This window comes from Streptomyces sp. NBC_00513, assembly GCF_041431415.1.
In the GTDB taxonomy this organism is placed as follows: domain Bacteria; phylum Actinomycetota; class Actinomycetes; order Streptomycetales; family Streptomycetaceae; genus Streptomyces.
In genome coordinates this window covers 2,337,924-2,364,899 of record NZ_CP107845.1, presented here as the reverse complement: position 1 = coordinate 2,364,899, position 26,976 = coordinate 2,337,924, and the positions used below count along the sequence as shown (strand labels likewise).

Annotated in this window: 28 protein-coding genes and 1 pseudogene; 20 read left to right on the top strand and 9 right to left on the bottom strand. The window is 73.3% G+C overall.

Features of this window, described 5'->3' with window-relative positions:
- Positions 1–91 precede the first annotated feature (91 nt).
- The 4 genes from hisD to OHA84_RS11135 are packed head-to-tail and all read left to right on the top strand — an operon-like array spanning position 92 to position 3,292.
- Entirely contained in the window at positions 92–1,414 is a 1,323-nt protein-coding gene (gene hisD / locus OHA84_RS11150) for a histidinol dehydrogenase (RefSeq protein ID WP_266971947.1), read from the top strand.
- A complete protein-coding gene (locus OHA84_RS11145; RefSeq protein ID WP_053682212.1) occupies positions 1,411–2,532 on the top strand; it encodes a histidinol-phosphate transaminase in 1,122 nt (373 codons plus the stop codon). Before hisD ends, OHA84_RS11145 begins: the two co-directional genes overlap by 4 nt.
- Entirely contained in the window at positions 2,529–3,122 is a 594-nt protein-coding gene (gene hisB / locus OHA84_RS11140; RefSeq protein WP_053682211.1) for an imidazoleglycerol-phosphate dehydratase HisB, read from the top strand. Before OHA84_RS11145 ends, hisB begins: the two co-directional genes overlap by 4 nt.
- 2 nt (positions 3,123–3,124) lie before the next feature.
- Positions 3,125–3,292, top strand: a complete 168-nt coding sequence (locus OHA84_RS11135; RefSeq protein WP_053682210.1) for a hypothetical protein — start codon at positions 3,125–3,127, stop codon at positions 3,290–3,292.
- Between the two features lie 13 nt (positions 3,293–3,305).
- Here the strand turns inward: OHA84_RS11135 and OHA84_RS11130 are convergent, their stop codons facing one another.
- Positions 3,306–4,523 carry an RNA-guided endonuclease TnpB family protein gene (locus tag OHA84_RS11130; protein ID WP_266971950.1) on the bottom strand — a complete coding sequence of 406 codons (1,218 nt, stop codon included), beginning with the start codon at positions 4,521–4,523 and terminating at the stop codon, positions 3,306–3,308.
- Positions 4,524–4,669: 146 nt separating this feature from the next.
- Between OHA84_RS11130 and hisH the strand changes: the two genes are divergently transcribed.
- Genes hisH through OHA84_RS11105 form a run of 5 tightly spaced genes read left to right on the top strand, consistent with a single transcriptional unit; the run spans position 4,670 to position 8,421 of the window.
- The gene (hisH, locus tag OHA84_RS11125) at positions 4,670–5,329 is read left to right on the top strand and encodes an imidazole glycerol phosphate synthase subunit HisH (protein ID WP_053682208.1); all 660 of its coding nucleotides are present in this window, start codon (positions 4,670–4,672) and stop codon (positions 5,327–5,329) included.
- Positions 5,329–6,057 carry a bifunctional 1-(5-phosphoribosyl)-5-((5-phosphoribosylamino)methylideneamino)imidazole-4-carboxamide isomerase/phosphoribosylanthranilate isomerase PriA gene (gene priA, locus OHA84_RS11120; protein WP_266971953.1) on the top strand — a complete coding sequence of 243 codons (729 nt, stop codon included), beginning with the start codon at positions 5,329–5,331 and terminating at the stop codon, positions 6,055–6,057. Before hisH ends, priA begins: the two co-directional genes overlap by 1 nt.
- A complete protein-coding gene (locus OHA84_RS11115; RefSeq protein WP_053682206.1) occupies positions 6,054–6,449 on the top strand; it encodes a RidA family protein in 396 nt (131 codons plus the stop codon). Before priA ends, OHA84_RS11115 begins: the two co-directional genes overlap by 4 nt.
- The gene (gene hisF / locus OHA84_RS11110; protein WP_053682205.1) at positions 6,446–7,201 is read left to right on the top strand and encodes an imidazole glycerol phosphate synthase subunit HisF; all 756 of its coding nucleotides are present in this window, start codon (positions 6,446–6,448) and stop codon (positions 7,199–7,201) included. Before OHA84_RS11115 ends, hisF begins: the two co-directional genes overlap by 4 nt.
- A 17-nt stretch (positions 7,202–7,218) precedes the next feature.
- Positions 7,219–8,421 (top strand): MFS transporter, encoded by a 1,203-nt coding sequence (locus OHA84_RS11105; protein WP_266947038.1) that lies wholly within the window; start codon positions 7,219–7,221, stop codon positions 8,419–8,421.
- Between the two features lie 72 nt (positions 8,422–8,493).
- Here OHA84_RS11105 and OHA84_RS11100 read toward each other — a convergent pair whose 3' ends face one another.
- Complete coding sequence (locus tag OHA84_RS11100; protein WP_266971956.1) at positions 8,494–9,126, bottom strand: TIGR03085 family metal-binding protein; 633 nt, start codon at positions 9,124–9,126, stop codon at positions 8,494–8,496.
- A 92-nt stretch (positions 9,127–9,218) separates the two neighbouring features.
- Here OHA84_RS11100 and hisI point away from each other — a divergent pair, with 92 nt between their 5' ends.
- The 11 genes and pseudogenes from hisI to lgt all read left to right on the top strand — a co-directional run bounded on the left by hisI (position 9,219) and on the right by lgt (position 18,463).
- Positions 9,219–9,575, top strand: coding sequence for a phosphoribosyl-AMP cyclohydrolase (gene hisI / locus OHA84_RS11095; RefSeq protein ID WP_053682235.1), 357 nt, complete (start codon positions 9,219–9,221; stop codon positions 9,573–9,575).
- 15 nt (positions 9,576–9,590) lie between these two features.
- Positions 9,591–11,081 (top strand): anthranilate synthase component I, encoded by a 1,491-nt coding sequence (locus tag OHA84_RS11090; protein WP_266971958.1) that lies wholly within the window; start codon positions 9,591–9,593, stop codon positions 11,079–11,081.
- A gap of 14 nt (positions 11,082–11,095) precedes the next feature.
- Positions 11,096–11,761, top strand: coding sequence for a TIGR02234 family membrane protein (locus tag OHA84_RS11085; protein ID WP_053682203.1), 666 nt, complete (start codon positions 11,096–11,098; stop codon positions 11,759–11,761).
- Positions 11,762–11,860: 99 nt separating this feature from the next.
- Positions 11,861–12,112: an HGxxPAAW family protein gene (locus OHA84_RS11080; protein WP_053682202.1), complete on the top strand. Its 252-nt coding sequence runs from the start codon at positions 11,861–11,863 to the stop codon at positions 12,110–12,112.
- Between the two features lie 56 nt (positions 12,113–12,168).
- A complete protein-coding gene (locus OHA84_RS11075; protein ID WP_078999409.1) occupies positions 12,169–12,675 on the top strand; it encodes a DUF2752 domain-containing protein in 507 nt (168 codons plus the stop codon).
- Positions 12,676–12,849: 174 nt separating this feature from the next.
- Entirely contained in the window at positions 12,850–13,659 is an 810-nt protein-coding gene (gene trpC, locus OHA84_RS11070) for an indole-3-glycerol phosphate synthase TrpC (protein WP_053682201.1), read from the top strand.
- A gap of 8 nt (positions 13,660–13,667) precedes the next feature.
- Positions 13,668–13,877 (top strand): tryptophan biosynthesis modulator TrpM, encoded by a 210-nt coding sequence (gene trpM / locus OHA84_RS11065; RefSeq protein ID WP_053682200.1) that lies wholly within the window; start codon positions 13,668–13,670, stop codon positions 13,875–13,877.
- Positions 13,878–14,069: 192 nt separating this feature from the next.
- Positions 14,070–15,344: a tryptophan synthase subunit beta gene (gene trpB, locus OHA84_RS11060; RefSeq protein ID WP_266947027.1), complete on the top strand. Its 1,275-nt coding sequence runs from the start codon at positions 14,070–14,072 to the stop codon at positions 15,342–15,344.
- The gene (gene trpA / locus OHA84_RS11055) at positions 15,341–16,180 is read left to right on the top strand and encodes a tryptophan synthase subunit alpha (RefSeq protein WP_053682198.1); all 840 of its coding nucleotides are present in this window, start codon (positions 15,341–15,343) and stop codon (positions 16,178–16,180) included. The genes trpB and trpA overlap by 4 nt, the downstream gene beginning before the upstream one ends.
- A gap of 95 nt (positions 16,181–16,275) precedes the next feature.
- Positions 16,276–17,067 (top strand): annotated as a pseudogene (locus OHA84_RS11050) (DsbA family protein); the annotation flags it as partial.
- Between the two features lie 337 nt (positions 17,068–17,404).
- Positions 17,405–18,463 carry a prolipoprotein diacylglyceryl transferase gene (gene lgt / locus OHA84_RS11045; RefSeq protein WP_266947022.1) on the top strand — a complete coding sequence of 353 codons (1,059 nt, stop codon included), beginning with the start codon at positions 17,405–17,407 and terminating at the stop codon, positions 18,461–18,463.
- Between the two features lie 81 nt (positions 18,464–18,544).
- Here lgt and OHA84_RS11040 read toward each other — a convergent pair whose 3' ends face one another.
- The 7 genes from OHA84_RS11040 to OHA84_RS11010 are packed head-to-tail and all read right to left on the bottom strand — an operon-like array spanning position 18,545 to position 26,725.
- Positions 18,545–19,360, bottom strand: a complete 816-nt coding sequence (locus OHA84_RS11040) for a CoA ester lyase (RefSeq protein ID WP_053682195.1) — start codon at positions 19,358–19,360, stop codon at positions 18,545–18,547.
- Positions 19,357–20,610, bottom strand: coding sequence for a CoA transferase (locus OHA84_RS11035; RefSeq protein ID WP_078999406.1), 1,254 nt, complete (start codon positions 20,608–20,610; stop codon positions 19,357–19,359). The genes OHA84_RS11040 and OHA84_RS11035 overlap by 4 nt, the downstream gene beginning before the upstream one ends.
- The gene (gene rbsK, locus OHA84_RS11030) at positions 20,607–21,572 is read right to left on the bottom strand and encodes a ribokinase (RefSeq protein ID WP_266971964.1); all 966 of its coding nucleotides are present in this window, start codon (positions 21,570–21,572) and stop codon (positions 20,607–20,609) included. Before rbsK ends, OHA84_RS11035 begins: the two co-directional genes overlap by 4 nt.
- On the bottom strand, positions 21,569–22,993 hold the full coding sequence (locus tag OHA84_RS11025; protein ID WP_371591355.1) for an ADP-ribosylglycohydrolase family protein: 1,425 nt from the start codon (positions 22,991–22,993) through the stop codon (positions 21,569–21,571). Before OHA84_RS11025 ends, rbsK begins: the two co-directional genes overlap by 4 nt.
- 20 nt (positions 22,994–23,013) lie before the next feature.
- A complete protein-coding gene (locus OHA84_RS11020) occupies positions 23,014–24,168 on the bottom strand; it encodes an ADP-ribosylglycohydrolase family protein (protein ID WP_053682193.1) in 1,155 nt (384 codons plus the stop codon).
- A complete protein-coding gene (locus OHA84_RS11015) occupies positions 24,165–25,742 on the bottom strand; it encodes an ADP-ribosylglycohydrolase family protein (RefSeq protein WP_266947014.1) in 1,578 nt (525 codons plus the stop codon). The genes OHA84_RS11020 and OHA84_RS11015 overlap by 4 nt, the downstream gene beginning before the upstream one ends.
- Positions 25,739–26,725 (bottom strand): ADP-ribosylglycohydrolase family protein, encoded by a 987-nt coding sequence (locus OHA84_RS11010; RefSeq protein WP_053680037.1) that lies wholly within the window; start codon positions 26,723–26,725, stop codon positions 25,739–25,741. The genes OHA84_RS11015 and OHA84_RS11010 overlap by 4 nt, the downstream gene beginning before the upstream one ends.
- Positions 26,726–26,976: the final 251 nt, after the last annotated feature.

Here is a 26,976-nt window from a genome sequence, read left to right as displayed (position 1 = left end):
GAACGCTAAGGGGCGGCGGTGACGTCCGGGGCGTGTATCAGCCAGTGATACGGGCGAACGGTGCCGGGAAACGGTCTGAGAGAATTGGCAGGTGATCTCTCGTATCGACCTGCGCGGTGACACCCTCCCCGAGGGTGGCGCCCTGCGCGATCTGCTGCCCCGTGCCGAGTTCGACGTGGAAGCCGCCCTGGACAAGGTGCGGCCCATCTGCGAGGACGTCCATCATCGTGGCACGGCGGCGCTGATCGACTACGCGCGGAAGTTCGACGGGGTCGAGCTCTCGCAGGTCCGGGTGCCCGCGCAGGCCCTCAAGGCCGCCCTGGAGCAGCTGGACCCGGCCGTGCGCGCCGCCCTGGAGGAGTCCATCCGGCGCGCCCGGATCGTGCACCGCAACCAGCGCCGCGGCGAGCACACCACCCAGGTGGTCCCCGGCGGAACTGTGACCGAGAAGTGGGTTCCGGTCGAGCGGGTGGGCCTATACGCGCCCGGCGGCCGCTCGGTGTACCCGTCCTCCGTCGTGATGAACGTGGTGCCGGCCCAGGAGGCGGGCGTCGAGTCCATCGCGCTCGCGTCCCCGCCGCAAAAAGAATTCGACGGTCTGCCGCACCCCACGATCCTCGCCGCCTGCGCGCTGCTCGGCGTGGACGAGGTGTACGCGGCCGGTGGCGCCCAGGCCGTCGCGATGTTCGCGTACGGCACGGACGAGTGCGCCCCGGCGAACATGGTGACCGGCCCCGGCAACATCTGGGTCGCCGCCGCCAAGCGCTACTTCACCGGGAAGATCGGCATCGACACCGAGGCCGGCCCCACCGAGATCGCCGTCCTCGCGGACTCCACGGCCGACCCGGTGCACGTCGCCGCCGACCTGATCAGCCAGGCCGAGCACGACCCGCTGGCCGCCGCCGTCCTCGTCACGGACTCCGTCGAGCTCGCGGACGCCGTGGAACGGGAGCTGGAGCCGCAGGTCGCCGCCACCAAGCACGTCGAGGACCGGATCAAGCCCGCGCTCGCCGGCCGGCAGTCCGCGATCGTCCTGGTGGACAGCCTGGAGGACGGCCTCAAGGTCGTCGACGCGTACGGCGCCGAGCACCTGGAGATCCAGACCGCCGACGCGGCCGCCTGGGCCGCCCGGGTCCGCAACGCCGGCGCGATCTTCGTCGGCCCCTGGGCCCCGGTCTCCCTCGGCGACTACTGCGCGGGCTCGAACCACGTGCTGCCCACCGGCGGCTGCGCCTGCCACTCCTCCGGCCTGTCCGTGCAGTCCTTCCTGCGCGGCATCCACATCGTCGACTACACGCGGGACGCCCTCGCCGAGGTCACCCACCACGTGGTGACGCTCGCCGAGGCCGAGGACCTGCCCGCGCACGGCGCGGCCCTCAAGGCGCGCTTCGGATGGAAGGTCCCCCAGGCATGACCGGCATCGACGACCTCCCCATCCGCGACGAGCTGCGCGGCAAGTCCCCCTACGGCGCCCCGCAGCTCGACGTGCCCGTCCAGCTGAACACCAACGAGAACCCGTACGAGCTCCCCGAGGAGCTGGTGCGGCGGATCGCCGAACGCGTGGCCGAAGCCGCCCGCACCCTCAACCGCTACCCCGACCGGGACGCGATCGAGCTGCGGACCGAGCTGGCCGCGTACCTCACCCGTACCGGCAAGCACCCCGTCGCGCGCGAGAACGTCTGGGCCGCCAACGGATCCAACGAGGTCCTCCAACAGCTCCTCCAGGCCTTCGGCGGCCCCGGCCGCACCGCGATGGGCTTCGAGCCCTCGTACTCCATGCACGCGCTGATCGCCCGCGGCACCGGCACCGGGTGGATCTCCGGCCCGCGCCGGGACGACTTCACCATCGACGCGGAGGCGGCGGAGCGGGCCATCGCCGAGCACGCGCCGGACGTCGTCTTCATCACCTCGCCCAACAACCCCACGGGCACCGCCGTCGGAGCCGAGACGGTCCTCGCCCTGTACGAGGCCGCCCAGGCCGCGCGTGCCGATCGAGGTTCGGCCTCCCTCGTCGTCGTCGACGAGGCGTACGTGGAGTTCAGCCACCACGACTCGCTCCTGCCGCTCATCGAGGGCCGCCCGTGCCTGGTGGTCTCCCGGACCATGTCCAAGGCCTTCGGCGCCGCCGGGCTGCGCCTGGGCTACCTGGCCGCGCACCCCGCCGTGGTCGACGCCGTGCAGCTCGTACGCCTGCCGTACCACCTGTCGGCCGTCACCCAGGCGACCGCGCTGGCCGCGCTGGAGCACACCGACACCCTCCTCGGCTACGTGGAGCAGCTCAAGGCCGAGCGCGACCGCCTCGTCGAGGAGCTGCGGGCCATCGGCTTCGAGGTCACCGAGTCCGACGCGAACTTCATCCAGTTCGGGAAGTTCGACGACTCCCACACCGCTTGGGAAAAGATCCTCGACCAGGGCGTCCTGGTCCGGGACAACGGCGTGCCGGGATGGCTGCGGGTCACCGCGGGCACCCCGGCCGAGAACGACGCGTTCCTGGAAGCGGTTCGCGCACTGAAGAAGGAGCAGCACGCATGAGCCGCATCGGACGGGTCGAACGGACCACGAAGGAGACCTCGGTCGTCGTCGAGATAAACCTCGACGGCACCGGCAAGGTCGACGTCTCGACGGGCGTGGGCTTCTACGACCACATGCTCGACCAGCTCGGCCGCCACGGCCTCTTCGACCTCACCGTCAAGACCGAGGGCGACCTGCACATCGACAGCCACCACACCATCGAGGACAGCGCCCTCGCGCTCGGCGCCGCCTTCAAGCAGGCCCTCGGCGACAAGGTGGGCATCTACCGCTTCGGCAACTGCACCGTCCCGCTGGACGAGTCGCTCGCCCAGGTGACCGTCGACCTGTCCGGCCGCCCCTACCTCGTGCACACCGAGCCCGAGAACATGGCGCCGATGATCGGCACCTACGACACGACGATGACCCGGCACATCTTCGAGTCCTTCGTCGCGCAGGCCCAGATCGCCCTGCACATCCACGTCCCGTACGGGCGCAACGCCCACCACATCGTGGAGTGCCAGTTCAAGGCGCTGGCCCGCGCCCTGCGCTACGCGGCCGAGTTCGACCCGCGCGCCGCCGGGATCCTGCCCTCCACGAAGGGCGCCCTCTAACCGTGACCGGCCTCAACACCATCCTGATCGTCGTCGGCCTCTTCCTCGCCGGTGGCGTCTACTCCTTCCACAAGCAGAAGATGCCCCTGTCGCTGGTCGTCCTGCTCGCCATCGGCTCCGCGATGTGTCTCGCCGCCGGAGTCCTGCGGATCCAAGGAATTTGGGATTGACCTCCTTCCCTCCCTAAGAGGAGGGGAGTCCCACCCTCACGGGTGGGGTTTCCTGTTTCACCACGGACCGCCCCAACCGAGAGGAGGACTCCCGATGAGGTCTTACACCCGCTCCACAGGCAGCGACCGCCAGCCCGGCGGCCAGAAGATTGATCGCGGCGTTCCCGTCCCGGTCGTGGGTCGTTCCGCAGTTCTCGCACGTCCACTCGCGGACGTGCAGGGGCATCGTGTCGGCCGAGGTCCCGCAGACCGAGCACAGGCGTGTGCTGGGGAACCACCGGTCGGTGGTGACCAGCACCCGTCCGTACCAGGCCGCCTTGTACTCCAGCATGGAGCGCAGCTCACGCCAGCCCGCATCGCTGACGGCCCGGGCGAGCGTGTGATTCCTCAGCAAGTTCTTGACGGTGAGGTCCTCGATCACGAGCGTTTGGTTTTCGCGCACGAGTCGAGTCGTCAGTTTGTGCAGATGATCCCGGCGGCGATCGGCAATGAGGGCGTGGATCCTGGCCACGCGGGTGCGGGCCTTGGCTCGGTTCTTGCTTCCCATCTCCTTCCGGGCCAGCGCCCTTTGTGCACGCGCCAGCCGGTCGCGTTCCCTGCGCTCATGTCGGGGATTGGGGATCTTCTCGCCGGTCGAGAGGGTGGCCAGTACGGTCAGTCCGACGTCGATGCCCACCGCATTCGTGGTGGCGGGCATCGGGGCAGGGGTGTCCTCGCACAACAGGGACACGAACCAGCGCCCGGCACTGTCCCGGGAGACCGTCACGGTGCTCGGTGCCGCCCCAGCCGGGAGGGGGCGCGACCACACGATGTCCAACGGCTCGGCCATCTTCGCGAGCGTCAGGTGACCGTCGGCGTAGCGGAACGCACTGCGCGTGTACTCGGCCGAGGCCCGGGACTTCCGCTTCGACTTGAAGCGGGGGTACTTCGCCCGCTTTCCCCAAAACCCCGCGAACGCACTCTGCAGATGCCGCAGTGCCTGCTGCAACGGCACCGAGGAGACCTCGGCCAGGTACGCCAGCTCCTCGGTCCGCTTCCACGTCGTGAGCAGCGCCGACGTCTGTCCGTACCCCATACGCTCCTGGCGGGTCCAGGCATCCGCGCGGGCGGCCAGAGCCAGGTTGTAGACCTTCCGTACACACCCGAACGTCCGCGACAGCCCGGCCGCCTGCGCGTCGGTCGGATAGAAGCGGTACTTGAACGCCCGCTTCACCAGAGAAGAAGTTCCCACGCCCCGGACGCTAGGGGCGGTCACGATCCGAACACAAGTACAGGTCACGGCTTCACGCAGCGGCACCGCGCCTGGGCGCGGTCCCGAGCCGTGGACGCGTTTCCTACCTGGCTGCAGCCGGGAGTTTTCACGCAAGGAGGTTTGGGATGAGCGCTGCTGGTCCCGCCAGACCGACCAAGAAGGTCGTCGTCTTCGACTACGGCTTCGGCAACGTCCGCTCCGCCGAACGCGCCCTCGCGCGCGTCGGCGCCGACGTCGAGATCACCCGCGACTACGACAAGGCCATGGACGCCGACGGACTCCTCGTCCCCGGCGTCGGCGCCTTCGCCGCCTGCATGCGGGGCCTCAAGGACGCCCGCGGCGACTGGATCATCGGCCGCCGGCTCTCCGGCGGCCGCCCCGTCATGGGCATCTGCGTGGGCATGCAGATCCTCTTCGAGCGCGGCATCGAACACGGCGTGGAGACCGAGGGCCTCGACGAGTGGCCCGGTACGGTCGGACCGCTCAAGGCCCCCGTCGTCCCGCACATGGGGTGGAACACCGTCGACGCGCCGGCCGACAGCCAGGCCTTCGCCGGCCTGGACGCGGACGCCCGCTTCTACTTCGTCCACTCGTACGCGGCGCGCGACTGGAGCCTGGAAGTCACCAACCCGCTGATCCGCGCCCCCAAGGTCACCTGGGCCACCCACGGCGAGCCCTTCGTCGCGGCGGTGGAGAACGGGGCCCTGTGGGCCACCCAGTTCCACCCCGAGAAGTCCGGCGACGCCGGGGCCCGGCTCCTCACCAACTGGATCGAGACCCTCTGATGCCGAAGACCCTTGAACTCCTCCCCGCGGTCGACGTCCGCGACGGACAGGCCGTCCGCCTCGTCCACGGGGTCTCCGGCAGCGAGACCTCCTACGGCTCCCCGCTGGAGGCGGCCCTCGCCTGGCAGGCCTCCGGCGCCGAGTGGCTCCACCTGGTCGACCTCGACGCCGCCTTCGGCACCGGCGACAACCGCGCCCTGGTCGCCGAGATCACCGGCGCCATGGACGTCAAGGTCGAACTCTCCGGCGGCATCCGCGACGACGCCTCGCTCGCCGCGGCCCTCGCCACCGGCTGCACCCGCGTCAACCTGGGCACCGCCGCCCTGGAGACCCCCGAGTGGGCCGCCAAGGCCATCGCCGAGCACGGCGACAGGATCGCGGTCGGCCTCGACGTGCGCGGCACCACCCTCAAGGGCCGCGGCTGGACCAGCGAGGGCGGCGACCTCTACGAGACCCTCGCCCGCCTGGACTCCGAGGGCTGCGCCCGCTACGTCGTCACCGACATCGGCAAGGACGGCACGCTGACCGGCCCCAACCTGGAGCTGCTGAAGAACGTCTGCGCCGCCACCGACCGGCCCGTCGTGGCCTCCGGCGGCATCTCCTCGCTGGACGACCTGCGGGCCCTGTCCGCGCTCGTCCCGCAGGGCGTCGAGGGCGCCATCGTCGGCAAGGCCCTGTACGCCAAGGCCTTCACCCTGGAAGAAGCCCTGAAGGTGGTCTCCGCATGAGCTCTTCCGACCAGGTACGACGCATCTCCTCCGGTGGCGCCTACGAGGACGTCATCGGCTACTCGCGCGCCGTACAGCTCCCCAACGGCCTGGTCCTCGTCTCCGGCTGCACCGCCGTCGACGGGGGTGGCCCGTACGACCAGGCCATCACGGCCTTCGGCGTGGCCTTCAAGGCCCTGGAGCAGGCCGGGCTCGGCCCCGAGCACGTGGTGCGCACCCGCATGTACCTCACGCACGCCCGCGACGTGGAGGACGTCGGCCGCGCCCACAAGGAGCTGTTCGACGCGGTGCGGCCCGCAGCATCCATGATCATCGTCTCCGGTTTCGTCGACCCCTCCATGGTCGTCGAGGTGGAGGTCGAAGCCTTCGGTCCCTCAGGAGCCTCCGCATGACCCTCGCCGTACGGGTGATCCCCTGCCTGGACGTGGACAACGGCCGCGTGGTCAAGGGAGTCAACTTCCAGAATCTGCGCGACGCCGGCGACCCGGTGGAGATGGCCAAGCTCTACGACGCCGAGGGCGCCGACGAGCTGACGTTCCTCGACATCACCGCTTCCTCCGGCAACCGCGAGACCACCTACGACGTGGTGCGCCGCACCGCCGAACAGGTCTTCATCCCGCTGACCGTCGGCGGCGGCGTGCGCACCGCCGACGACGTCGACAAACTGCTGCGGGCGGGCGCCGACAAGGTGGGCGTCAACACGGCCGCCATCGCCCGCCCCGAGCTGATCCGGGAGATCGCCGAGCGGTTCGGTCGGCAGGTGCTCGTGCTGTCCGTGGACGCCCGCCGCACCGCCTCCGGCTCCTTCGAGGTCACCACCCACGGCGGCCGGCGGAGCGCCGGCATCGACGCCGTGGAATGGGCCCACCGGGCGGCCGAACTGGGCGCCGGGGAAATCCTGTTGAACTCCATGGACGCGGACGGTACGAAGGACGGCTACGACACGGAGATGATCGCGGCCGTGCGCAGGCACGTCACGGTCCCGGTGATCGCCTCCGGCGGCGCCGGCAGGCTGGAGCACTTCCCGCCGGCCATCGAGGCCGGCGCGGACGCGGTACTCGCCGCGTCGGTGTTCCACTTCGGCGACCTGCGCATCGGCCAGGTCAAGGACGCGCTGCGGGGGGCCGGCCACCCGGTGCGCTGACGCCCCGGGGGGCTGCGTTGAACCGGAACACATGGCGTTGGCTGGCCGCCTACGCCGCCTCGCTGATCGGCGACGCGATCTACTTCCTCGCCCTCGGCTGGACCGCCGCGCACGTGGCCGGGCCGGCCGAGGTCGGGCTGGTCATGGCGGCCGGCGCCGTCCCGAGGGCCCTGCTCATGCTGGGCGGCGGGGTGGTCGCCGACCGCTTCGGGCCCCGGCTCGTGGTCGTCTCCTCCGACGCCGTGCGCTGCGCGGTCATCCTCGCGCTCGCCCTGATCGTCGCGCTCGCCTCACCCGGGCTGTGGGTCCTGGTGACGGTGGCCCTGGTCTTCGGGGCCGTCGACGCGCTGTTCATGCCGGCGGTCGGCGCGCTGCCGCCCCGCATCGCCGGCCCCGGACAGCTGGTGCGGGTCCAGGGGCTGCGCAGCCTCGCCGAACGCGTCGGGCACACCGCGGGGCCGCCGGTGGCGGGCCTCGCGATCGGCCTGGGCGGCGTGGGAGCCGCCTTCGGCGTGGCCGCCGCGCTGTTCGGGCTCTCCCTGGTGCTGCTGCTGGCCGTACGGATCGCCCCCACGGTGCGGGACTCCGAGGACCCCTCGGCGGGGCAGACCCCCTGGCGGCAGTTGCTGTCCGGGCTCGCCTACATCCGGCGGCACCCGGTGATCGGTCCGCTGACGGTGTCCGGCGCGCTGAGCCAGCTCGGCACCTCCGCGCCGCTCACCCTGGGGCTGATCCTGCTGGCCGAGGAGCGGGACTGGGGCGCCGGCGGGGTCGGCTGGATCATCGGCGCCTTCGGGGCGGGTGCGGCGTCCAGCGCCCTGGTCCTGACGCTGGTGCCCCGGTTCCCCCGCGCGGGCGCGGTGCAGAACCTCACCCTGATCGTCGGCTCGGCCGGCATCGGCAGCCTCGCCCTGGCCCCCGGCCTGCCGACCGCGGTCGCCGTCTCGCTGCTGACCGGCCTGGTCTGCGGAATCTGCGGAGGCCTGGCCGTCGCCCTGATCCAGACCTCCACCGACCCCGCGTACCTGGGCCGGGTCAGCTCGGTCATGGCCTTCACGGCGGTGGGCCTGGCCCCGCTGTCCTACCCCGTTTTCGGCCTGGCGGTGGACCTGTGGGGCATCACCCCGGTGTTCGTGGCCGGCGGCCTGCTGAGCATGGCGGGAGCGGTGGTCGGCACCTCGGCCCGCGAGGTCCGCAGGGCGGAACTCGCCTTCGCCTGACCGCCTGACCGCCTGACCGCCGGGGCCCGGGCCCTCCGCCGACCCGGCGGCCCCGCACACGCCCGCCGGGCGCTACAGGCCCAGCTGCGCCGTCGTCAGCTTCGCGACGGCCTCCGCCGGACCGTCCAGCTCCACCGCCGCCGAGGACTGGCGGCCGAAGCAGAACAGCGTGAGTTCGCCCGGCTCGCCCGTGACCGTCACCACCGGGGTGCCCTTGTGCGCCACCGTCGTCTGGCCGTTCGGGCGGCGCAGGACCAGCCCCACCGGGGAGCGGCGGCCCGTCAGCCGGGCCAGCTTCTCCAGGCGGGACCAGAGGGAGTCCGAGAACACGGGGTCCAGCGCCCGCGGCGACCAGTCGGGCCGGGCCCGCCGGACGTCCTCCGCGTGGACGTAGAACTCCACCGCGTTGGCCGCCTCGTCGATCTGCTTCAGGGAGTAGAGGGACATCTTCGGCGGGCCGGTACGGATCAACTGGATCAGTTCCTCGTACGGCTTGGCCGCGTACTCCTCCATCACCTTGTCCAGCCGGGTCTTCAGCACGTTCAGCAGGAGACCGCCCGCCGCGTCCGGGCGGCGTTCGCGGACGACCACGTGCGCCGCGAGTTCCCGGGCGCGCCAGCCGTCGCACAGCGTCGGCGCCTCCGGCCCCGCCGACTCCAACAGGTCGGCCAGGAGCAGTCGTTCACGCTTCGCATGGGTAGACATGCGGGCCAGCCTACGGCCGGAACCCGTCGCGCGCCCGCCCATCAGGTGGACGGCGCTCCGTGATCGCCGCCTTCTCCCGGCACAATGGCCTCATGAGTACGACCTCCCTCGACCCCGCCATCGCCGCCCGTCTCAAGCGCTCCGCGGACGGTCTGGTTCCGGCCATCGCCCAGCAGTACGACACCGGTGAGGTGCTCATGCTCGGCTGGATGGACGACGAGGCCCTGCACCGGACCCTGACCACCGGGCGCTGCACGTACTGGTCCCGCAGCCGCGGGGAGTACTGGGTCAAGGGAGACACCTCCGGCCACTTCCAGCACGTGAAGTCCGTCGCCCTCGACTGCGACGCCGACACCCTCCTCGTGAAGGTCGACCAGGTCGGGGCCGCCTGTCACACCGGCGCCCGTACGTGCTTCGACGCCGATGTCCTCCTCGGCGACACCGAATAGGTAGGGTTCCACGCCATGGATCTCGAGACGTTCCGCAAGCTCGCCGTCGACCGCCGCGTCATCCCCGTCAGCCGCAAACTGCTGGCCGACGGCGACACGCCCGTGGGGCTCTACCGCAAGTTGGCCGCCGAACGCCCCGGAACCTTCCTCCTGGAGTCCGCCGAGAACGGCCGCTCCTGGTCCCGCTACTCCTTCGTCGGCGTCCGCAGCGACTCCACCCTGACCGTCCGCGACGGCCGGGCCCACTGGATCGGCACCCCGCCCGTCGGCGTCCCCACGGACGGCGACCCGCTGGAGGCCCTGCGCGCCACCGTCGAGGCCCTGCACACCCCCCGCGACATCGCCGGCGGAATGCCGCCCTTCACCGGCGGCATGGTCGGCTACCTCGGCTACGACATCGTCCGCCGCCTGGAGCGCATCGGCGAGCACACCGCCGACGACCTGGAGCTCCCCGAGCTGACGATGCTGCTCACCTCCGACCTGGCCGTCATGGACCACTGGGACGGCACGGTCCAGCTCATCGCCAACGCCATCAACCACAACGACCTCGACACGGGCGTGGACGAGGCGTACGCGAACGCGGTCGCCCGCCTCGACGCCATGGAGGCCGACCTCGCGCGGCCCGCCCCGTACGTACCCACCCCGCTGCCCGTCTCCGAGCTGCCGGAGTTCTCCGCCCTGTGGGGCGGCGAGAAGTACCAGGCGGCCGTGGAGGACGTGAAGGAACGCATCCGGGCCGGCGAGGCCTTCCAGGTGGTGCCCTCGCAGCGGTTCGAGACGCCCTGCGAGGCCTCCGCGCTCGACGTCTACCGGGTGCTGCGGGCCACCAACCCCTCCCCGTACATGTACCTCTTCCGCTTCGAGAACGGCTTCGACGTGGTCGGGTCCAGCCCCGAGGCGCTGGTCAAGGTCGAGGACGGCCGGGCCATGGTCCACCCCATCGCCGGCACCCGGCACCGCGGGGCCACCCCGCAGCAGGACAACGACCTCGCCGAAGAGCTGATGGCGGACCCCAAGGAGCGCGCCGAGCACCTGATGCTCGTCGACCTCGGCCGCAACGACCTGGGCCGGGTCTGCGCCCCGGGGTCGGTGGAGGTCGTCGACTTCATGTCGATCGAGCGCTACTCCCACGTGATGCACATCGTCTCCACCGTCACCGGCCGGCTCGCCGAGGGCAAGACAGCCTTCGACGTGCTCACCGCCTGCTTCCCCGCCGGCACCCTCTCGGGCGCGCCCAAGCCGCGCGCCATGCAGATCATCGAGGAGCTGGAACCCTCCCGCCGCGGGCTGTACGGCGGTTGCGTCGGCTACCTCGACTTCGCCGGGGACTCCGACACGGCCATCGCCATCCGCACGGCGCTGCTGCGCGACGGGACGGCGTACGTCCAGGCCGGTGCGGGGGTCGTGGCGGATTCGGTGCCCGAGCTGGAGGACCTCGAATGCCGCAACAAGGCCGCCGCGGTGCTCCGCGCGGTGGGAGCGGCGAACCGCCTCCACCGCGGCTGAGGACGTAGGGGATAGTGGGGTGCGTGAGTGCCGTACCCCCGCCCCGAAACGATGCCGCCGCCCCCGGGACCGAAGAGGCCCCGCCGAGGCCCGAGAGCGGCGCCGGCCGCCGCAGCGTGGCCGTCGCCCTGCTGTTCGGCGCCCTCGGCGCCACCGTCGTGCTGCTCGCCTCCGGCCGCGTCTGGGCCCAGGGCCGGGCGGCCGTCGGCGGCGGTTCGCTGCCGCTGAGCGCCGACGGGCGGGCCGTCACCGGCCTGCCCGCCGCCCTGGCGATCGTCGCCCTCGCCGCCCTGGTCGCCGTCTTCGCCGTCCGCGGCAGGAGCCGGCGGCTGGTGTCCGGACTGCTCGCGCTGAGCGGTCTGGGCGCCGCCCTGGCGGCCGTGTTCGCCGCCGACGACCACCGGGCCCTGGACGAACAGGCCGCCAGGACCACCGCGGACACCGCGGCCCAGGTGGTCGGGCTCACCCATACGGCGTGGCCGTACGTCACCGCCGTCGGCGGGGCCCTGATCCTGCTGGCCGGCCTCCTGGCCCTGCGCTTCGGCCGGAGTTGGCCCGCGATGGGCGGCCGCTACGAACGCGACGGCAGCCCCCGCACCCGGACTCCCGCGCCCGTGGACCCGGACCGGCCCGAGGACCTGTGGAAGGCTCTGGACCGAGGCGAGGACCCCACCCGCTGACGGGACCCCCGTGAGCGAGCGCCGCGTCCGGTGCGGGACAATGGGCACCGAGCGTTCGACACAGCACGTGACGTGCGACAGAGCAACGAGGAGCAACTCATGGCGGGCACGAGCCACGGACACACCCCGGCCGCCTGGACCGGTGTCATCATCGCCTTCATCGGTTTCTGCGTCTCCGGCGCCTTCATGGTGCTCGCGAACCCGCTCGGGTTCTACGCCGGCCTGGGCGTCGTCGTCCTCGGCGGTGTCGTCGGGATGGCGATGAAGGCCGCCGGCATGGGCGCTCCGAAGGCCGCCCACAAGGACCTCGCCGAGGTCATCGCCGCGTCCAAGGTCCCCGCGAGCGTCTGACGCACGCGGACCGGGAGAAGCGGAAGGCGCGGCCCTGTCGGGCTGCGCCTTTTGTCATGACCGGAGAGAATCGGCGCGTGGACGCCTCCCGCACCCCTCCCGCCCCGCACCCCGCCCCCGGGCCCCCGTTGCCTCCGTACGCCCCGCCCGCCCCGGTGCGGGCCTCCCGGGCCCGGACGATGGCCGTTCCCGTCCTCACCCTGGCCGGGGTGGTCGCCGCCTTCGCGTACGTGGGCGCGGTCGACCCCAACGAACCCGGGCACTACCCGGTCTGCCCGCTGTTCCGGCTGACGGGCATCCTGTGCCCGGGCTGCGGCGGGCTGCGCAGCGCCCACGCCTTCGCGCGGGGCGACCTGCTCACCGCCCTCGGCGCGAACGCGGCGGCGGTCGCCGGCTACGTGCTTTTCGCGGCGTTCACCGCCGTGTGGCTGGTCCGGGCCTGGCGCGGCGCCCCGGCCCCGCGGATCGACCTGAAGCCGGCGTACTGGTGGGTTCTCGGATCCCTGATGCTGGTTTTCGCGATGGTCCGCAATCTCCCGTTCGGGGCGGCCCTGGCCCCCTGAGGACCGTGCGACAGCCGGAGGAAGCCCGCATTCCGACTGTCCAGTCCCTGGGAAACGGCGACGTCCGTGCGGAGGCCGCGGCGACCTGCGGATACCATTTGAGTGTGCCGACCTTGCAGTGATACGTGTCTGTGAGGCGGCCGACCGTCATCGACCCGGAAGGGGGCCGCTCGCGTGAGTGTGCTCGACGAGATCATCGAAGGGGTCCGCGAAGACCTTGCCGAACGGCAGGCCCGCGTGAGCCTCGACGAGCTCAAGGAGCGTGCCGCCAAGGCGCCCCAGGCCAAGGACGGTGTCGCGGCCCTGCGCGGCGACAGCGTCAAGGTGATCTGCGAGGTCAAGCGCTCCAGCCCGTCCAAGGGCGCGCTGGCCGCCATCGCCGATCCGGCCGCGCTCGCCGCCGACTACGAGGCGGGCGGTGCGGCGGTCATCTCCGTCCTCACCGAGCAGCGCCGTTTCGGCGGCTCGCTGGCCGACCTGGAGGCCGTCCGCGCCCGCGTGGACATCCCGATCCTGCGCAAGGACTTCATCGTCACGGCCTACCAGCTCTGGGAGGCCCGCGCCTACGGCGCCGACCTCGCCCTGCTGATCGTCGCGGCCCTGGAACAGGAGGCCCTGGTCTCCCTCATCGAGCGCGCCCAGACCATCGGTCTGACCCCGCTCGTCGAGGTCCACGACGAGGAGGAGGTCGAGCGCGCCGTCGCCGCCGGAGCCAAGATCATCGGTGTCAACGCGCGCAACCTCAAGGACCTCAAGGTCGACCGCTCCACCTTCGAGCGCGTCGTCCAGGAGATCCCCGACCACATCGTGAAGATCGCCGAGTCCGGCATCCGCGGACCGCACGACCTGATCGCCTACGCCAACGAGGGCGCCGACGCCGTCCTCGTCGGGGAGTCCCTGGTCACCGGACGCGACCCGAAGGCGGCCGTGGCCGACCTCGTCGCCGCCGGCGCCCACCCCGCCCTGCGCCACGGGCGGAGCTGACCCCTCCCGTGCCGCCCTTCCGCTCCTTCGTCCGCACCCGACCGGGCCCCGGCCCGGCCGCCGTGCCGACGACGCACGCGCCGCTGGCGCGCGGCTGCCGCCCCCGCGGCTGCCGTGCCCCGGCCCGGCGCGTGCACGGGCGACGGGTGCGCTACGTGATCGGCTCCGAGCCGGGCCAGGTCAACGGCATGCGATGGCGCGGCGCCTCGGCGCCGTAACGAAGACCACGCCCGTCCGGTACCCCGCGTACCCGCCGGGTGGTCCCGTACGGCCCGCCGCCCCGAGCCGCCGGCTCCGGGCGCGGGTCGCTCCGTCCGTACCCTCCCCACCCCTCAGCGGGGTGCGCGTGGTGCGGGCAGGCGGCGCAATACGGTGAAGTCCTCCCGTCGCACCCCGTAGGAGTAGTGGCCATGTCCACCAGCTCGTTCTTCATCCCGGACCCCGAGGGTCACGTCCCCAACGCCGAGGGCTACTTCGGCGACTTCGGCGGCAAGTTCATCCCGGAGGCCCTCGTGGCCGCCGTGGACGAGGTCGCCGTCGAGTACGAGAAGGCCAAGAGCGACCCGGCCTTCGCGGCCGAGCTCGACGAGCTCATGGTCAACTACACCGGCCGGCCCAGCTCCCTCACCGAGGTGCCCCGGTTCGCCGAGCACGCGGGCGGCGCGCGGATCTTCCTCAAGCGCGAGGACCTCAACCACACCGGCTCGCACAAGATCAACAACGTGCTGGGCCAGGCACTGCTCACCAAGCGCATGGGCAAGACCCGCGTCATCGCCGAGACCGGAGCCGGCCAGCACGGCGTGGCCACCGCCACCGCCTGCGCCCTCTTCGGCCTCGACTGCACCATCTACATGGGCGAGATCGACACGCAGCGCCAGGCCCTGAACGTGGCCCGGATGCGCATGTTGGGCGCCGAGGTCATCGCGGTGAAGTCCGGCTCCCGGACCCTCAAGGACGCCATCAACGAGGCCTTCCGCGACTGGGTGGCCAACGTCGACCGCACCCACTACCTCTTCGGCACGGTCGCCGGCCCCCACCCCTTCCCCGCGATGGTCCGCGACTTCCACCGGGTCATCGGCGTCGAGGCCCGCCGCCAGATCCTGGAGCGCGTCGGACGGCTGCCCGACGCGGTCGCGGCCTGCGTCGGCGGCGGCTCCAACGCCATCGGCCTGTTCCACGCCTTCATCCCGGACGCCGGCGTCCGCCTGGTCGGCTTCGAGCCCGCCGGACACGGCGTCGAGACCGGGGAGCACGCCGCCACGCTCACCGCGGGCGAGCCCGGCATCCTGCACGGCTCCCGCTCCTACGTCCTCCAGGACGAGGAGGGCCAGATCACCGAGCCGTACTCGATCTCGGCGGGCCTGGACTACCCGGGCATCGGCCCGGAGCACTCCTACCTCAAGGACACCGGCCGCGGCGAGTACCGGGCGGTCACCGACGACGCCGCCATGCAGGCCCTGCGCCTGCTCTCCCGCACGGAGGGCATCATCCCGGCGATCGAGTCCGCGCACGCCCTCGCGGGCGCCCTCGACCTGGGCCGGGAACTGGGCCCGGACGGCCTGATCGTCGTCAACCTGTCCGGTCGCGGCGACAAGGACATGGACACGGCCGCGCGGTACTTCGACCTGTACGACACCGACGGCGAAGTCGCCGAGGACGAGTTCTCCGAGGGGGACGACAAGTGAGCACCACGCACGGGACCGGCAACATCGAACTGCTCACCGCGACCCTCGCGAAGGCGAAGTCCGAGGACCGTGCCGCCCTCGTCGCCTACCTCCCGGCCGGCTTCCCGACCGTCGACGGCGGCATCGAGGCGGTCAAGGCCGTCATCGCGGGCGGCGCGGACGTCGTCGAGATCGGCCTGCCGCACAGCGACCCGGTCCTGGACGGCCCGGTCATCCAGACCGCCGACGACATCGCCCTGCGCGGCGGAGTCAAGATCGCCGACGTGATGCGGACCGTGCGAGAGGCCCACGAGGCCACCGGGGTCCCGATCCTGGTGATGACGTACTGGAACCCCATCGACCGCTACGGCGTCGAGCGGTTCGCCGCCGAGCTCGCCGCGGCGGGCGGCGCGGGCTGCATCCTGCCCGACCTGCCGGTCCAGGAGTCCGCGCTGTGGCGCGAGCACGCGGCCAAGCACGGTCTGGCGACCGTCTTCGTCGTGGCCCCCAGCAGCCGGGACGCCCGCCTGGCCACCATCACCGAGGCCGGCTCGGGCTTCGTCTACGCGGCCTCCCTGATGGGCGTCACCGGCACCCGCGCGTCCGTCGGCAACGAGGCGCAGGCCCTCGTCGAGCGGACCCGCGCCACCCCGGGCGCCCGGCGCGGCCTCCCGGTCTGCGTCGGTCTGGGCGTCTCCAACGCCGCGCAGGCGAAGGAGGTCGCCGCCTTCGCCGACGGGGTGATCGTCGGCTCGGCCTTCGTGAAGGTGCTGCTGGACGCGCCGGACCCGCGGAGCGGGCTCGCCGGGGTGCGGGCGCTGGCGGCCGAGCTTGCGGAAGGCGTACGCAGGTCCTGACGCCGGACGGGCCCCGAGCGGGGTTCTGTAGCCCGATCGGGTGGAAGTGGGAGCGGGGAGGCACGAGAGTGCCTCCCCGCTTCGTTTGGCCGAACGTGAGCGACAAGAACGACGGTGCGAACCGCGATGCGACGAAACGATCGGCCCGGGAGCGACTCCTCGTGGAGCGCGAGCGGCAGAAGACCCGGGACAAGCGCCGACGGACCCTGATCGTGTCGGCGGCGGTGGTCGGCGTACTCGGTCTGGCCGCCGTCGTCGGCCTGATCGCGGCCAACACCGGGAAATCGGGCGACTCCGCCAAGGGCCCGGTGGTCGCCCCGTCCGGGGCCGTGGGCAAGGACGCGCTCGCGATCCGGACGGGCAAGGACGCGGCCACGTCCACCCTGACCGTCTGGGAGGACTTCCGCTGCCCGGCCTGCAAGGCCTTCGAGGACAACTACCGGGCCACCGTCCACGAGCTGGAGGCGAAGGGACAGCTCAAGGTCGACTACCACCTGGTCACGCTGATCGACGGGAACATGGGCGGCACCGGCTCCCTCAAGGCGGCCAACGCCGCCGCGTGCGCCCAGGACGCCGGGAAGTTCCCCGCGTACCACGACGTCCTCTTCCAGAACCAGCCCGAGGAGGTCGACGACGCCTACGGCAAGAACGCCAAGCTGCTGGAGCTGGCCGGGAAGGTGGAGGGGCTCGACACCCCCGAGTTCCGCGCCTGCGTCGAGAAGGGCACGCACAACGCCTGGGCCGGCAAGTCGCAGGAGGCCTTCCGCGCCGGGAAGTTCCGGGGCACCCCGACGATCCTCCTCGACGGGAAGGACATCTTCGCCGACCAGGCGAATCCGCTGACCCCGCAGAAGCTGAAGGCGCAGGTGGAGGCAGCGGCGAAGGGCGGGTCGGCCGCCCCGAGCCCGAAGGCCTCCGGGACGGGCAAGAACGGGTCGAAGGCCTCGTCCTCCTCCTCGTCCTCCTCTTCTTCTTCGTCCGGGCTGTCGTCCTCGACGTCGACCGGATCCTCCTCGAACAGGTCCTCCTCGAACGGTTCCTCGTCGCGGTCGGGCTCGACGGCGGGGAGCCAGGCCGGTTCCGCCGGTTCCGCTTCCGTCTCCCGGGGGGCCGGCGAGGACTGAGAGGCCCCCGGGGAAGGCGTGGCGTCCCTGTATCGATTCAGCCGAGGTTGCCGGGCGGGTTGCGGTCTGCACCGCCCGGCAGGGTAGCGTCGGTCCTGCCATGGAACTTGCCTATATCCCCAGCCCGTCGACCGGCGTGATCCATCTCGGACCGATCCCGCTCCGCGGCTACGCGTTCTGCATCATCATCGGCGTCTTCGTCGCCGTCTGGCTCGGCAACAGGCGCTGGATCGCGCGCGGCGGAAAGCCGGGCACGGTCGCGGACATCGCCGTGTGGGCGGTGCCTTTCGGCCTTGTCGGCGGTCGCCTCTACCACGTCATCACCGATTACCAGCTCTACTTCGGCGAGGGCCGCAACTGGGTCGACGCCTTCAAGATCTGGGAAGGCGGCCTCGGCATCTGGGGCGCCATCGCGCTGGGCGCCGTGGGCGCCTGGATCGGCTGTCGACTCCGCGGCATCCCGCTGCCGGCCTGGGCCGACGCCCTGGCCCCCGGCATCGCGCTGGCCCAGGCCTTCGGACGCTGGGGCAACTGGTTCAACCAGGAGCTCTACGGCCGCGCCACCGACCTGCCGTGGGCGGTGAAGATCAGCGAGGGCCCGAACCGGGTCGCGGGGACCTATCACCCCACCTTCCTGTACGAGTCCCTGTGGTGCGTCGGCGTCGCCGTGCTGGTGATCTGGGCCGACCGCCGCTTCAAGCTGGGACACGGCCGGGCCTTCGCCCTGTACGTGGCCGCGTACTGCGTCGGCCGCAGCTGGATCGAGTACATGCGCGTCGACGAGGCACACCACATCCTCGGCCTGCGGCTGAACGTGTGGACCTCGATCGTGGTCTTCCTGCTGGCCGTGATCTACCTGGTGCTGTCCGCGAAGCTGCGGCCGGGCCGCGAGGAGATCGTGGAGCCGGACCGCGGTCCCGCCGCCGGGGACGCGAAGACCCCGATCGACGCTGCGGACGCCGAACCGAAGGACGCCGACGTGAAGGACGCCGACGCGACGGACGCGGAGGCGAAGAGCGTGGCCGGGGACAAGACGCCGAGCCTCGTCAAGGCCGAGGGCGCGCCGAGGGACACCGAGCCGAAGGACGCCGAGCGGGCGGACGCGGAGTCGGCCTCGGGGACGGCTTCCGAGACGGCCTCCGAGGCCAAGAAGGTCTGACCGGTCCGGACCGGGGGTCCGTGATCGACGCAGTGGGGTGCCGCGCTCAGCGCGGCACCCCACTGCGTTGCCCGGCAGGACCTAGACCCGGTCGCCGCGCCGGGAGAGGGTCAGGGTGCGGTGGGCGGCCGCGACCACGGCCGGGTCCACGAACCGGCCGTCGGGGAGGGCCAGCGCGCCCGGAGTGGCCCGGGCGGCGGTGACGATCTCCTCGGCGGCGCTGACCTCTTCCGGGCCGGGCACGTAGGCCCGTTCGATCACCGGGAGCTGGCGCGGGTGGATCGCGGCCCGGCCGAGGAACCCGAGGGCCCGGCCGCGCGCGCAGGAGACGGCCAGCGCCTCCAGGTCCCGGATGTCGGGGAACACCGACTGCGCGGGCGCGACCAGACCCGCGGCCCGCGCCGCGACCACCACCCGTGAGCGCGGCCAGTCCAGGCCCGCCTCGGCGCTGACGTTCAGGTCGGCCCGCAGGTCCGCCTCGCCGAGGGAGAGGCCGTGCAGGGCCGGGTGGGCGCGCGCGATCTCGTACGCCCGCTCCACGCCCAGGGCCGATTCCAGCAGCGCGTACAGGGCCACGCCGCCGGTGCGGTTCGCGACGGCGGTGATCTGCTCGGGGGCGGCGATCTTCGGCAGCCGCAGCGCCGACAGCCCCCGGAGCCCGGTCAGGGCGCTGAGGTCGGCGCCGGCCCACGGCGAGTCCAGGGCGTTGACCCGGACCTGCACGGGCACCGGCGGCCGGTCGGCGAGCAGTTCGGCCGTCGCGGCCCGCGCGTACTCCTTGCGGGAGGCCGAGACCCCGTCCTCCAGGTCGACGATGACGGAGTCGGCCCCCGAGTGCAGGGCCTTCCAGACCACCTCGGGGCGGTCGCCGGGAGCGTACAGCCAAGTAAGGATCACAGGACTCCGTCCTTCGCGAGTGCGGTGATCTCGGCCTCGGTCAGGCCGAGTTCGGTGAGGACGGCCTCGGTGTCCGCGCCGTGGGGGCGGCCCGCCCAGCGGATGGCACCCGGGGTGCCGGACAGCCGGAAGAGCACGTTCTGCATGCGGAGCGGCCCGAGTTCCGGGTCCTCCACCTCGGTGATCGTGTCGAGCGCGGCGTACTGCGGATCGGCCATGACGTCCCGTACGTCGTAGACCAGCGCGACCGCCGCCTGGGCGTCCTCGAACGCGGCGATCACCTCCTCCGCCTTGTACCGGGCGATCCAACCGCCGACCGCCTCGTCGAGCACCCCCGCGTGGGCGGCCCGGCCGGAGCCCGTCGCGAACCAGGGCTCCGCGATCAACTCCGGTCGACCGACCAGCCGCATCACGCGCTCCGCGATGGACTGCGCCGAGGTGGACACGGCCAGCCAACGCCCGTCCGCGCTGCGGTAGGTGTTGCGGGGCGCGTTGTTGGTGGAGCGGTTGCCCGTGCGCGGCTGGACGAAACCGAGCTGGTCGTACCAGAGCGGGTGCGGACCCAGCACCGTCAGGATCGGCTCGATGATGGCCAGGTCCACCACCTGCCCCTGCCCGGTGCGGTCCCGGCCGGCCAACGCCGTCATCACGGCGTACGCGGTGGTCAGCGCGGCGACGGAGTCGGCGAGCCCGAACGGCGGCAGGGTCGGGGGGCCGTCCGGTTCCCCGGTGATCGCGGCGAAACCGCTCATGGCCTCGGCGAGGGTGCCGAAGCCGGGGCGGTGGGCGTACGGGCCGTGCTGACCGAAGGCCGTCACACGGGCCAGCACCAGCCGCGGGTTGGCGGCGGACAACTCCGGCCAGCCCAGGCCCCACTTCTCCAAGGTGCCGGGGCGGAAGTTCTCGATGATCACGTCGGCGCCGGCGGCGAGGCGCAGCAGGGTGTCCCGCCCGCCGGGAGCGGACAGGTCGAGGGTCATCGTCCGCTTGTTGCGACCGAGCAGCTTCCACCAGAGGCCGACCCCGTCCTTGGCGGGACCGTGTCCGCGCGAGGGGTCGGGACGGACCGGGTGCTCGACCTTGACGACCTCCGCGCCGAAGTCCCCGAGGAGGGTGGCCGCCAGCGGGCCGGCGAAGAGGGTGGCCAGGTCCAGGACGCGCAGTCCGGCGAGGGGACCGGTGGCGTCGGCGACCGGGCCGGGGGTGGTGGCGGGCCGGGTCGCGGGCGCGCGGTGGGGTGTCCGGGTCACGAGGCGCCCCCGGTGGCTCGGCCGGCCGCCGCGGTGGTCCCGCCTCCGGGCTCGGGGCCGGTGTCGGGGGCGGTCGCGGCGAAGGCGTCCGTCTCGGACCGGGTCGGCATCGAGTCCTGGGCGCCGGGCCGTTGCACGGACAGCGCCGCCGCCGCCGAGGCCCAGCGCAGCGCCTCGGGCATCGGGCGGCCCTCCCCGACGGCCACGGCGAGCGCCCCGACGAAGGTGTCGCCGGCGGCGGTGGTGTCCACGGCCCGGACCCGGATCGCCGGCAGGGCCAGCGGCTCGCGCCCCCGTGCGGCGAACAGCACCCCGGCCCCACCGAGGGTGATCACCACCTGCGGCACGCTGCGCAGGAGCGCCTCGGCGGCCCGGTACGGGTCGGTGAGCCCGGTGAGGGTCGCCGCCTCGTGCTCGTTGGGCACCAGGAGGTCGGTGACGTCGAGGAGTTCGGCGGGCAGGGGCCGGGCGGGCGCCGGGGTGAGGATCGTACGGACACCGTGGGCGCGGGCGGCGCGGGCGCCGGCGATCACGGCCTCCAGGGGGAGTTCGAGTTGCAGGAGCAGGGAGTCGGCCGAGCCGATCCGGGAGTCGTCGCCCACCTCCAGCCCGGTGACGCGGGCGTTGGCGCCGGGGATGACGACGATGCTGTTCGCGCCCTCGTCGTCGACGGTGATGTGGGCGGTGCCGCTGGCCCCCTCCACCGTGCGCAGGGCGGCCGTCTCCACGCCGGCCGCGGCGAGCGCGGAGCGCAACCATACGCCGAACTCGTCCGCGCCGACCGCGCCGATCATCACCACCTCGCCGCCGAGGCGGGCGGCGGCCACGGCCTGGTTGGCGCCCTTGCCGCCGGGGACCGTGTGGAACGCGCGGCCGGTGACGGTCTCCCCGAGGCGAGGCGCCTTGGAGACGTAGGCGACGAGATCCATGTTCGTACTGCCGAGCACGGCGATGGCCGTCATGAGCGGGCTGCCTCCTGAGCGGTGAGGTGGGCGAGGGCGTCGAAGCCGACGCCGTCGAAACCGGGCACGCTGGTGGCGAGACGGTTGCCCAGCGGCGCGGTCCAACGCCGCGGGAGCCGCTCGGGCGATCCGGTGAGGAGCCCGGCGAGGGAACCGGCGGTGGCGCCGTTGGAGTCGGTGTCCCAGCCGCCGGACACGGCGTTGCAGACCGACCGGGTGAAGTCGCCGTCGGCGTGGGTGAGCGCCGCCGCGATCAGGGCCGTGTTCGGGAGGGAGTGGACCCAGTGGTGGTGGTCGTAGCGGGCGTGGAGGACGTCCACGACCCGGTCGAAGTCGCGGTGGCGGCCCGCCTCGTCGATGCCGAGGCGGACCGCCCCGGCCAGGCGCGAGCGGGGCGGTACGACGGCCAGCCCGGCCCGCAGCGCGCCGTGCACGTCACACCGGCCGCCGGCCGCCTCGGCGATGGCGGCGGCGGTGAAGAGGGCCGCGTAGATCCCGTTGCCGGTGTGGGTGAGGGCGGCGTCCCGGTGGGCCTGGGCCGCGGCGGCCACCGGGTCGCCGGGGTTGGTCCAGCCGTGGACGTCGGCCCGGATGAGGGCGCCGATCCACTCGCGGAACGGGTTGTGGTGGGTGGCGCACGCGGGGGGCTCCAGGCCCTGGAGGAGGTTGCGGTAGGCGACGCGCTCGGCGGTGAAGGTCCGGCCGGCGGGGAGTTCGTCGAGCCAGAGCCGTGCGACGTCGGCGGTGGTGAAGGACTTGCCGTGGCGCTGGAGCAGGAGCAGGTTCAGCAGGGGGTAGTTGAGGTCGTCGTCCTCGGGCATGCCGTCGATGTTCTCGGCGAGGGAGGTCGGGGCGGACCTGCGGTTCCAGGGATGCGCGGCCAGCAGCTCCGGCGGGACGCCGCGGGCGGTGAACCAGTCGGACAGTGGCCAGTTGCCGGTGGCGCGGGCCAGGGCCCGGATCCCGTCCAGGGGGAGCTTCTCGACGGGCTTGCCGAGCAGGCACCCGACGGCCCGCCCGAGCCAGGCGGCCTCCAGGCGGGCGACGTCGGGGCGGGCCGCCGGCGGCGATGGCGCGGGGCGGTCGGTGAGGGTGGCCGGCAGGGGTTCGGGCCGGGGTCGGCCGTCGGGGCGGGTCGGTGGGGGAGCCGGGGGCCAGGTGGAGCGGATGGCGGGCCAGGTCTCCGGCTCGTCGGCGGCCAGCGGCGAGGGCAGGGCGGCGAGTTCGGCCAGCAGACGACCGGCCAGGGCGCGCAGCTCCGGCGGCGCGGCAGCGGCCGAGGCGCCGGCGCGGGCCGGGGCCGCACGGCCCCCCGCGTCGAGCCAGGCGCGCAGCAGCGGCCGCGCCTCGCGCCCGTCCTCCGCCGCCTGACGGAACTCGTGCCCGACCAGGTCCTCCGGCTGGACCCAGGTCAGGCGCACCGCGCACGCCGCGGGCCCGGTCACCGCGGCGTCGCGATCTCGGCGAAGGCCGCCTCGTGGGCGCGGCGCCGCTCCCGGTCGCGGTCGAAGACCTCCCGGGCCACCGTCGCCAGCGCGGCCGCCGGCGCGTGCAGGTCCAGCCGGCTGGCCTCCGCCACCTGCTTCGCCCAGCCGGCGGGGACCACGGCCTCGCCGCCCAGGGCGCCGGCCATCGCCCCAGCCATGGTGGCGATGGAGTCGCAGTCCCGGCCGTAGTTGACCGCCCCGAGCACGGACGCCTCGTACGCCCCGTCGGCCACCAGCAGCATGCCGAGCGCGACGGGGAGTTCCTCGATCGAGTGCAGCCGCGAGGGCCGCCGGGCGCCGAGCGAGGGTGTGCGGTAGTCCGGGCCCACCGAGTCGTACGGGGCCACCGCCACCCGCAGGGGGGCCAGCGCCGACTCGAAGTCCCGGTGGCGCGCGGCCACGTCGCACACCGCCGCGATGGCCTCCCGGGTGCCGTCCTTCGCCAGCGACAGGGCCGTCTCGACGACCGAGGCCGCGCTCGCGCCCGGTACGCACGCCGCCGCCACCGCGGCGGCGAACACGCCCGCCGCCTCCCTGCCGTACGAGGACTGGTGCGCGCCCGCGACGTCCAGCGCCTCCGCGTACGCGGCCGCCGGATGGCCCGCGTTGACGAGCCCGACCGGGGCCATGTACATCGCGGCGCCACAGTTGACGATGTTGCCGGCGCCGGCCTCGCGGGGGTCCGCGTGGGCGTAGTGGATCCGGGTCACGATCCACTTCTCGGCCAGAAAGATCCGCTGGAGGGGCAGGGCCTCGGCTTCGAGTTCCGGGATCCAACGGGGGTTCGTCATGAGGTCCGGGACGAGGTGGTCGGCGACCGCGTACGCGTCCAGGTGGTCCCGCACGCTCTCGTAGACCCGGACCAGCGCGTGCGTCATGAGGGTGTCGTCGGTGACGTGCCCGTCGCCCTTGTGGTACGGCGCGATGGGGCGGGCGGTGCGCCAGTCCTCGTACCAGGGGCCGACGATGCCGTGGACCCGGCCGCCGTGCCGTTCGACGATCCGGTCCGGGGACCAGCCCTCCACCGGACCTCCCAGGGCGTCGCCGACGGCGGCGCCGATCAGGGAGCCGGCCACGCGGTCGTCGAGGGAGAGGGGAGCGTGCGTCATGTCCGAATCATCCCTTGGGCGTTGGGGTTTTTGGGGGAGGTGAGCTCCGTACGGGTGAGCAGCGCGGCGAGTTCGACGAGATCGGTGCCGGCCAGGCGGGGCAGCGCGCAGCCGGACAGGGTGCGGCAGGCCTCGCGCCAGGCGGGCGGGAGGGAGTCGCCGCCCCCGAGGGCGCCGGCGAGGGCGCCGGCCAGGGCAGGGGCGGAGTCGGCGACACGGGAGAGACAGGCGGCCGCCGGGACGGCCTCGGAGACCTTGCCGCGAGCCGCGGTGGCCAGGGCGAGGGCGACCGGGACGGTTTCGGCGGCGGCGATTCCGTAGCTGTACACGTGGTCGACGATCTGGTGTTCCAGCAGCGGGACGATGGCGAAGGCGCCTCCGTCCGGATCGGCGCGGGCGAGTTCGACGGCGTGACGGGCGTTGCGGCCGATCTCGGTGGAGGCGGGCAGCTGTGCGAGAGCGGCGTCCACGGCGGCGTCGGTGTCCGCGCCGCCGAGGGCGGTGGCGATGGCGGCGGCCATGGCGCGGGCGCCGTGCACCCCGTCGCCGTCCTGGGTGTACCGGGCGTCGAACTCCGCGAGGTCGGCCGCGGCGCGGGGGTCCCCGGGGTGGACGACGGCCAGGACACAGGCGCGGACGCAGGCGGCGTCGTCGAAGTAGTGCGGGTTGTCGTGGCCGGTGGCGGGCGGGCGCAGGCCGGCGGCGAGGTTGCCGAGGCCGGCGCGGACGGAGATCCGGGCGCGCAGGGGCAGTACGGCCGACTCGACCTCGGGGGCGCGCTCGGCCGCCGCCGCGACCTCGGAGGCCAGGGCGTTCCACGCCAGGTCGATGGCCGCCCGCATCCGGCGGGACCGGCTGAGGTCGCTGAGCAGCACCCCGGCGGCCGTCAGCACGGACTCGGCGGCGAACGCGGCCCACTCGGCGTCGTCGGACGGGCCCAGGCGCAGTGGTTCCGGGGGCTGGTTGAGGGCGATCGGGACGGGGAGCGTGGTGGTGGCGTTCTGCTCGGCGAAGGTGTCGAGCTCGCGGGTCAGGCGGCGGGTCCACTCGGGCATCCGGCTGGCCCGGTGCCGGGCGGCGGGCCAGCCGGCCGCGTCGCCCGCGGCGAGACCGAGGAGGAGCCCCTCGATACGGCGCGGCCCGCTCGGCCCCTCCGGGGTGGAGGCGGTGCCGGTCGCCTCCGCGGGGGGCGGGGCGGCGAGGGCGGTGGTGCGCGGCCCCGGGTGCGGCGCCTCGACCGGGAGGTGCCCGCCCCGGGGGCCCCGGCCCGCGACCGTGCCCGGCGCGGGCGGCCCCCCGAGTCCTGCGGGTGGGACCGCGGCGCCCGGGACGGGAACGGGCACGAGGAGGGGGACGGAGACGGGAACGGGCACGAGGGTGGCGACGGGGACGGGGACGGGGGCGGCGAGGGCGGGGGGTGTCGGGGCGGCCTCGGCGGCCCGATCCGGCGCGGGCGGGCCGGCGGGAGGGTGGGGGAGGCGCGGTTCCGCGGGGGAGGGGGGCGTGCGCGTCGGACCGGAGCCGCGCGTCCCGGTGGGCTCGGCCGAGTCCGGGGTGTAGGGCGAAGGGCTCATCGGGGGGTCTCGGCTTCCGGGGTGAGGAGGTCCGCGATGTCCAGGACGTGGTAGCCCCGCATCGAGGGGAGGCAGCTGCCCCGGACCGGGCCGATCGCCGCCGCCCAGTCGGCGGGGATGGAGGGGATGCCGGACATGGCGCCGGCCAGGGCGCCCGCCACGGCGGCCGTGGTGTCGGCGTCCCGGCCCATGTTCACGGCCGTCAGGACGGAACCGGGGAAGTCCCCGCGGCAGGCGGCGAAGGCGCCGAACGCCAGCCCCACCGCCTCGGGGGCCAGGTCCGTCCACGGGTAGCCGCCGATGACCACCGCCGAGCGCACCGCCCGTTCGCCGCGCGGGGCGGCGGTGACGGCCCGGCGCAACGAGCGGGCCGTCCAGGAGTCGGAGGGGATGACGGACAGGGCCGCCGAGACCACGGAGGCGGGCGAGCCCCCGGCCATGGCCGCCGCGACGCCCGCGGCGACTGCCTGGCCCCCGTAGATGCCCTCCCCGTCATGGCTGACGGAGCCGTCGATGGCCACCAGTCGGGCGGCCTCCGCGGGCCGGCCCGCGGCGAAGACGCCGAACGGGGCGGCCCGCATGGCCAGTCCGTCGGACCAGGCGTGGCGGTGCTGCGCCGAGATGGGGGCCGCGAGTCCCCGGCGGAGGTTCTCCAGCGTGCCGCGTTCCGAGAAGCCGGCCCCCCGGAACGGGCCCTCGTCCAGGTCGGCGATCCAGTGGTGCCACGCCCGCTCGACGTGGGCCACGGTCAGCGCGGAACCGTGCCGGGCCAGCAGCAGGCCCGAGAAGATCGCGTACTCGGTGTCGTCCGTGCCCGCCGGGTCCTCGGACACGAAGCCCTCGATCCGACCCCACTTCGCCCGGATCTGCGAAGGCTTCATGTTCTCCGCCGGGGCTCCCAGCGCGTCACCCACCGCGAGCCCCAGAAGAGCGCCCCGGGCTCGTTCGAGGAGGACCTGCGGATTGCATGCAATCAGCTCCATGGCGCGCCTCTCCACTTGATGGGACTCATGATGAGCCCTTGGGGGATTTGTGCCATGGCATGTGGTTTGTCGCTTGCCGCGAAACACCACCCGAACGCTCCCGTCACCCGGTCGCCGATCCACGAAACCGCAGGTAAGTACGGCCTTCCTTGCCGGCGGAGAGCGAAAATCGTGCGTAGGTTCGAGGTGTTCAGGGGGAGTGGGTTTCTGCGCGTCGCCTTCGCGCGCCCATTCGCAGGAAAAGGGGAGAT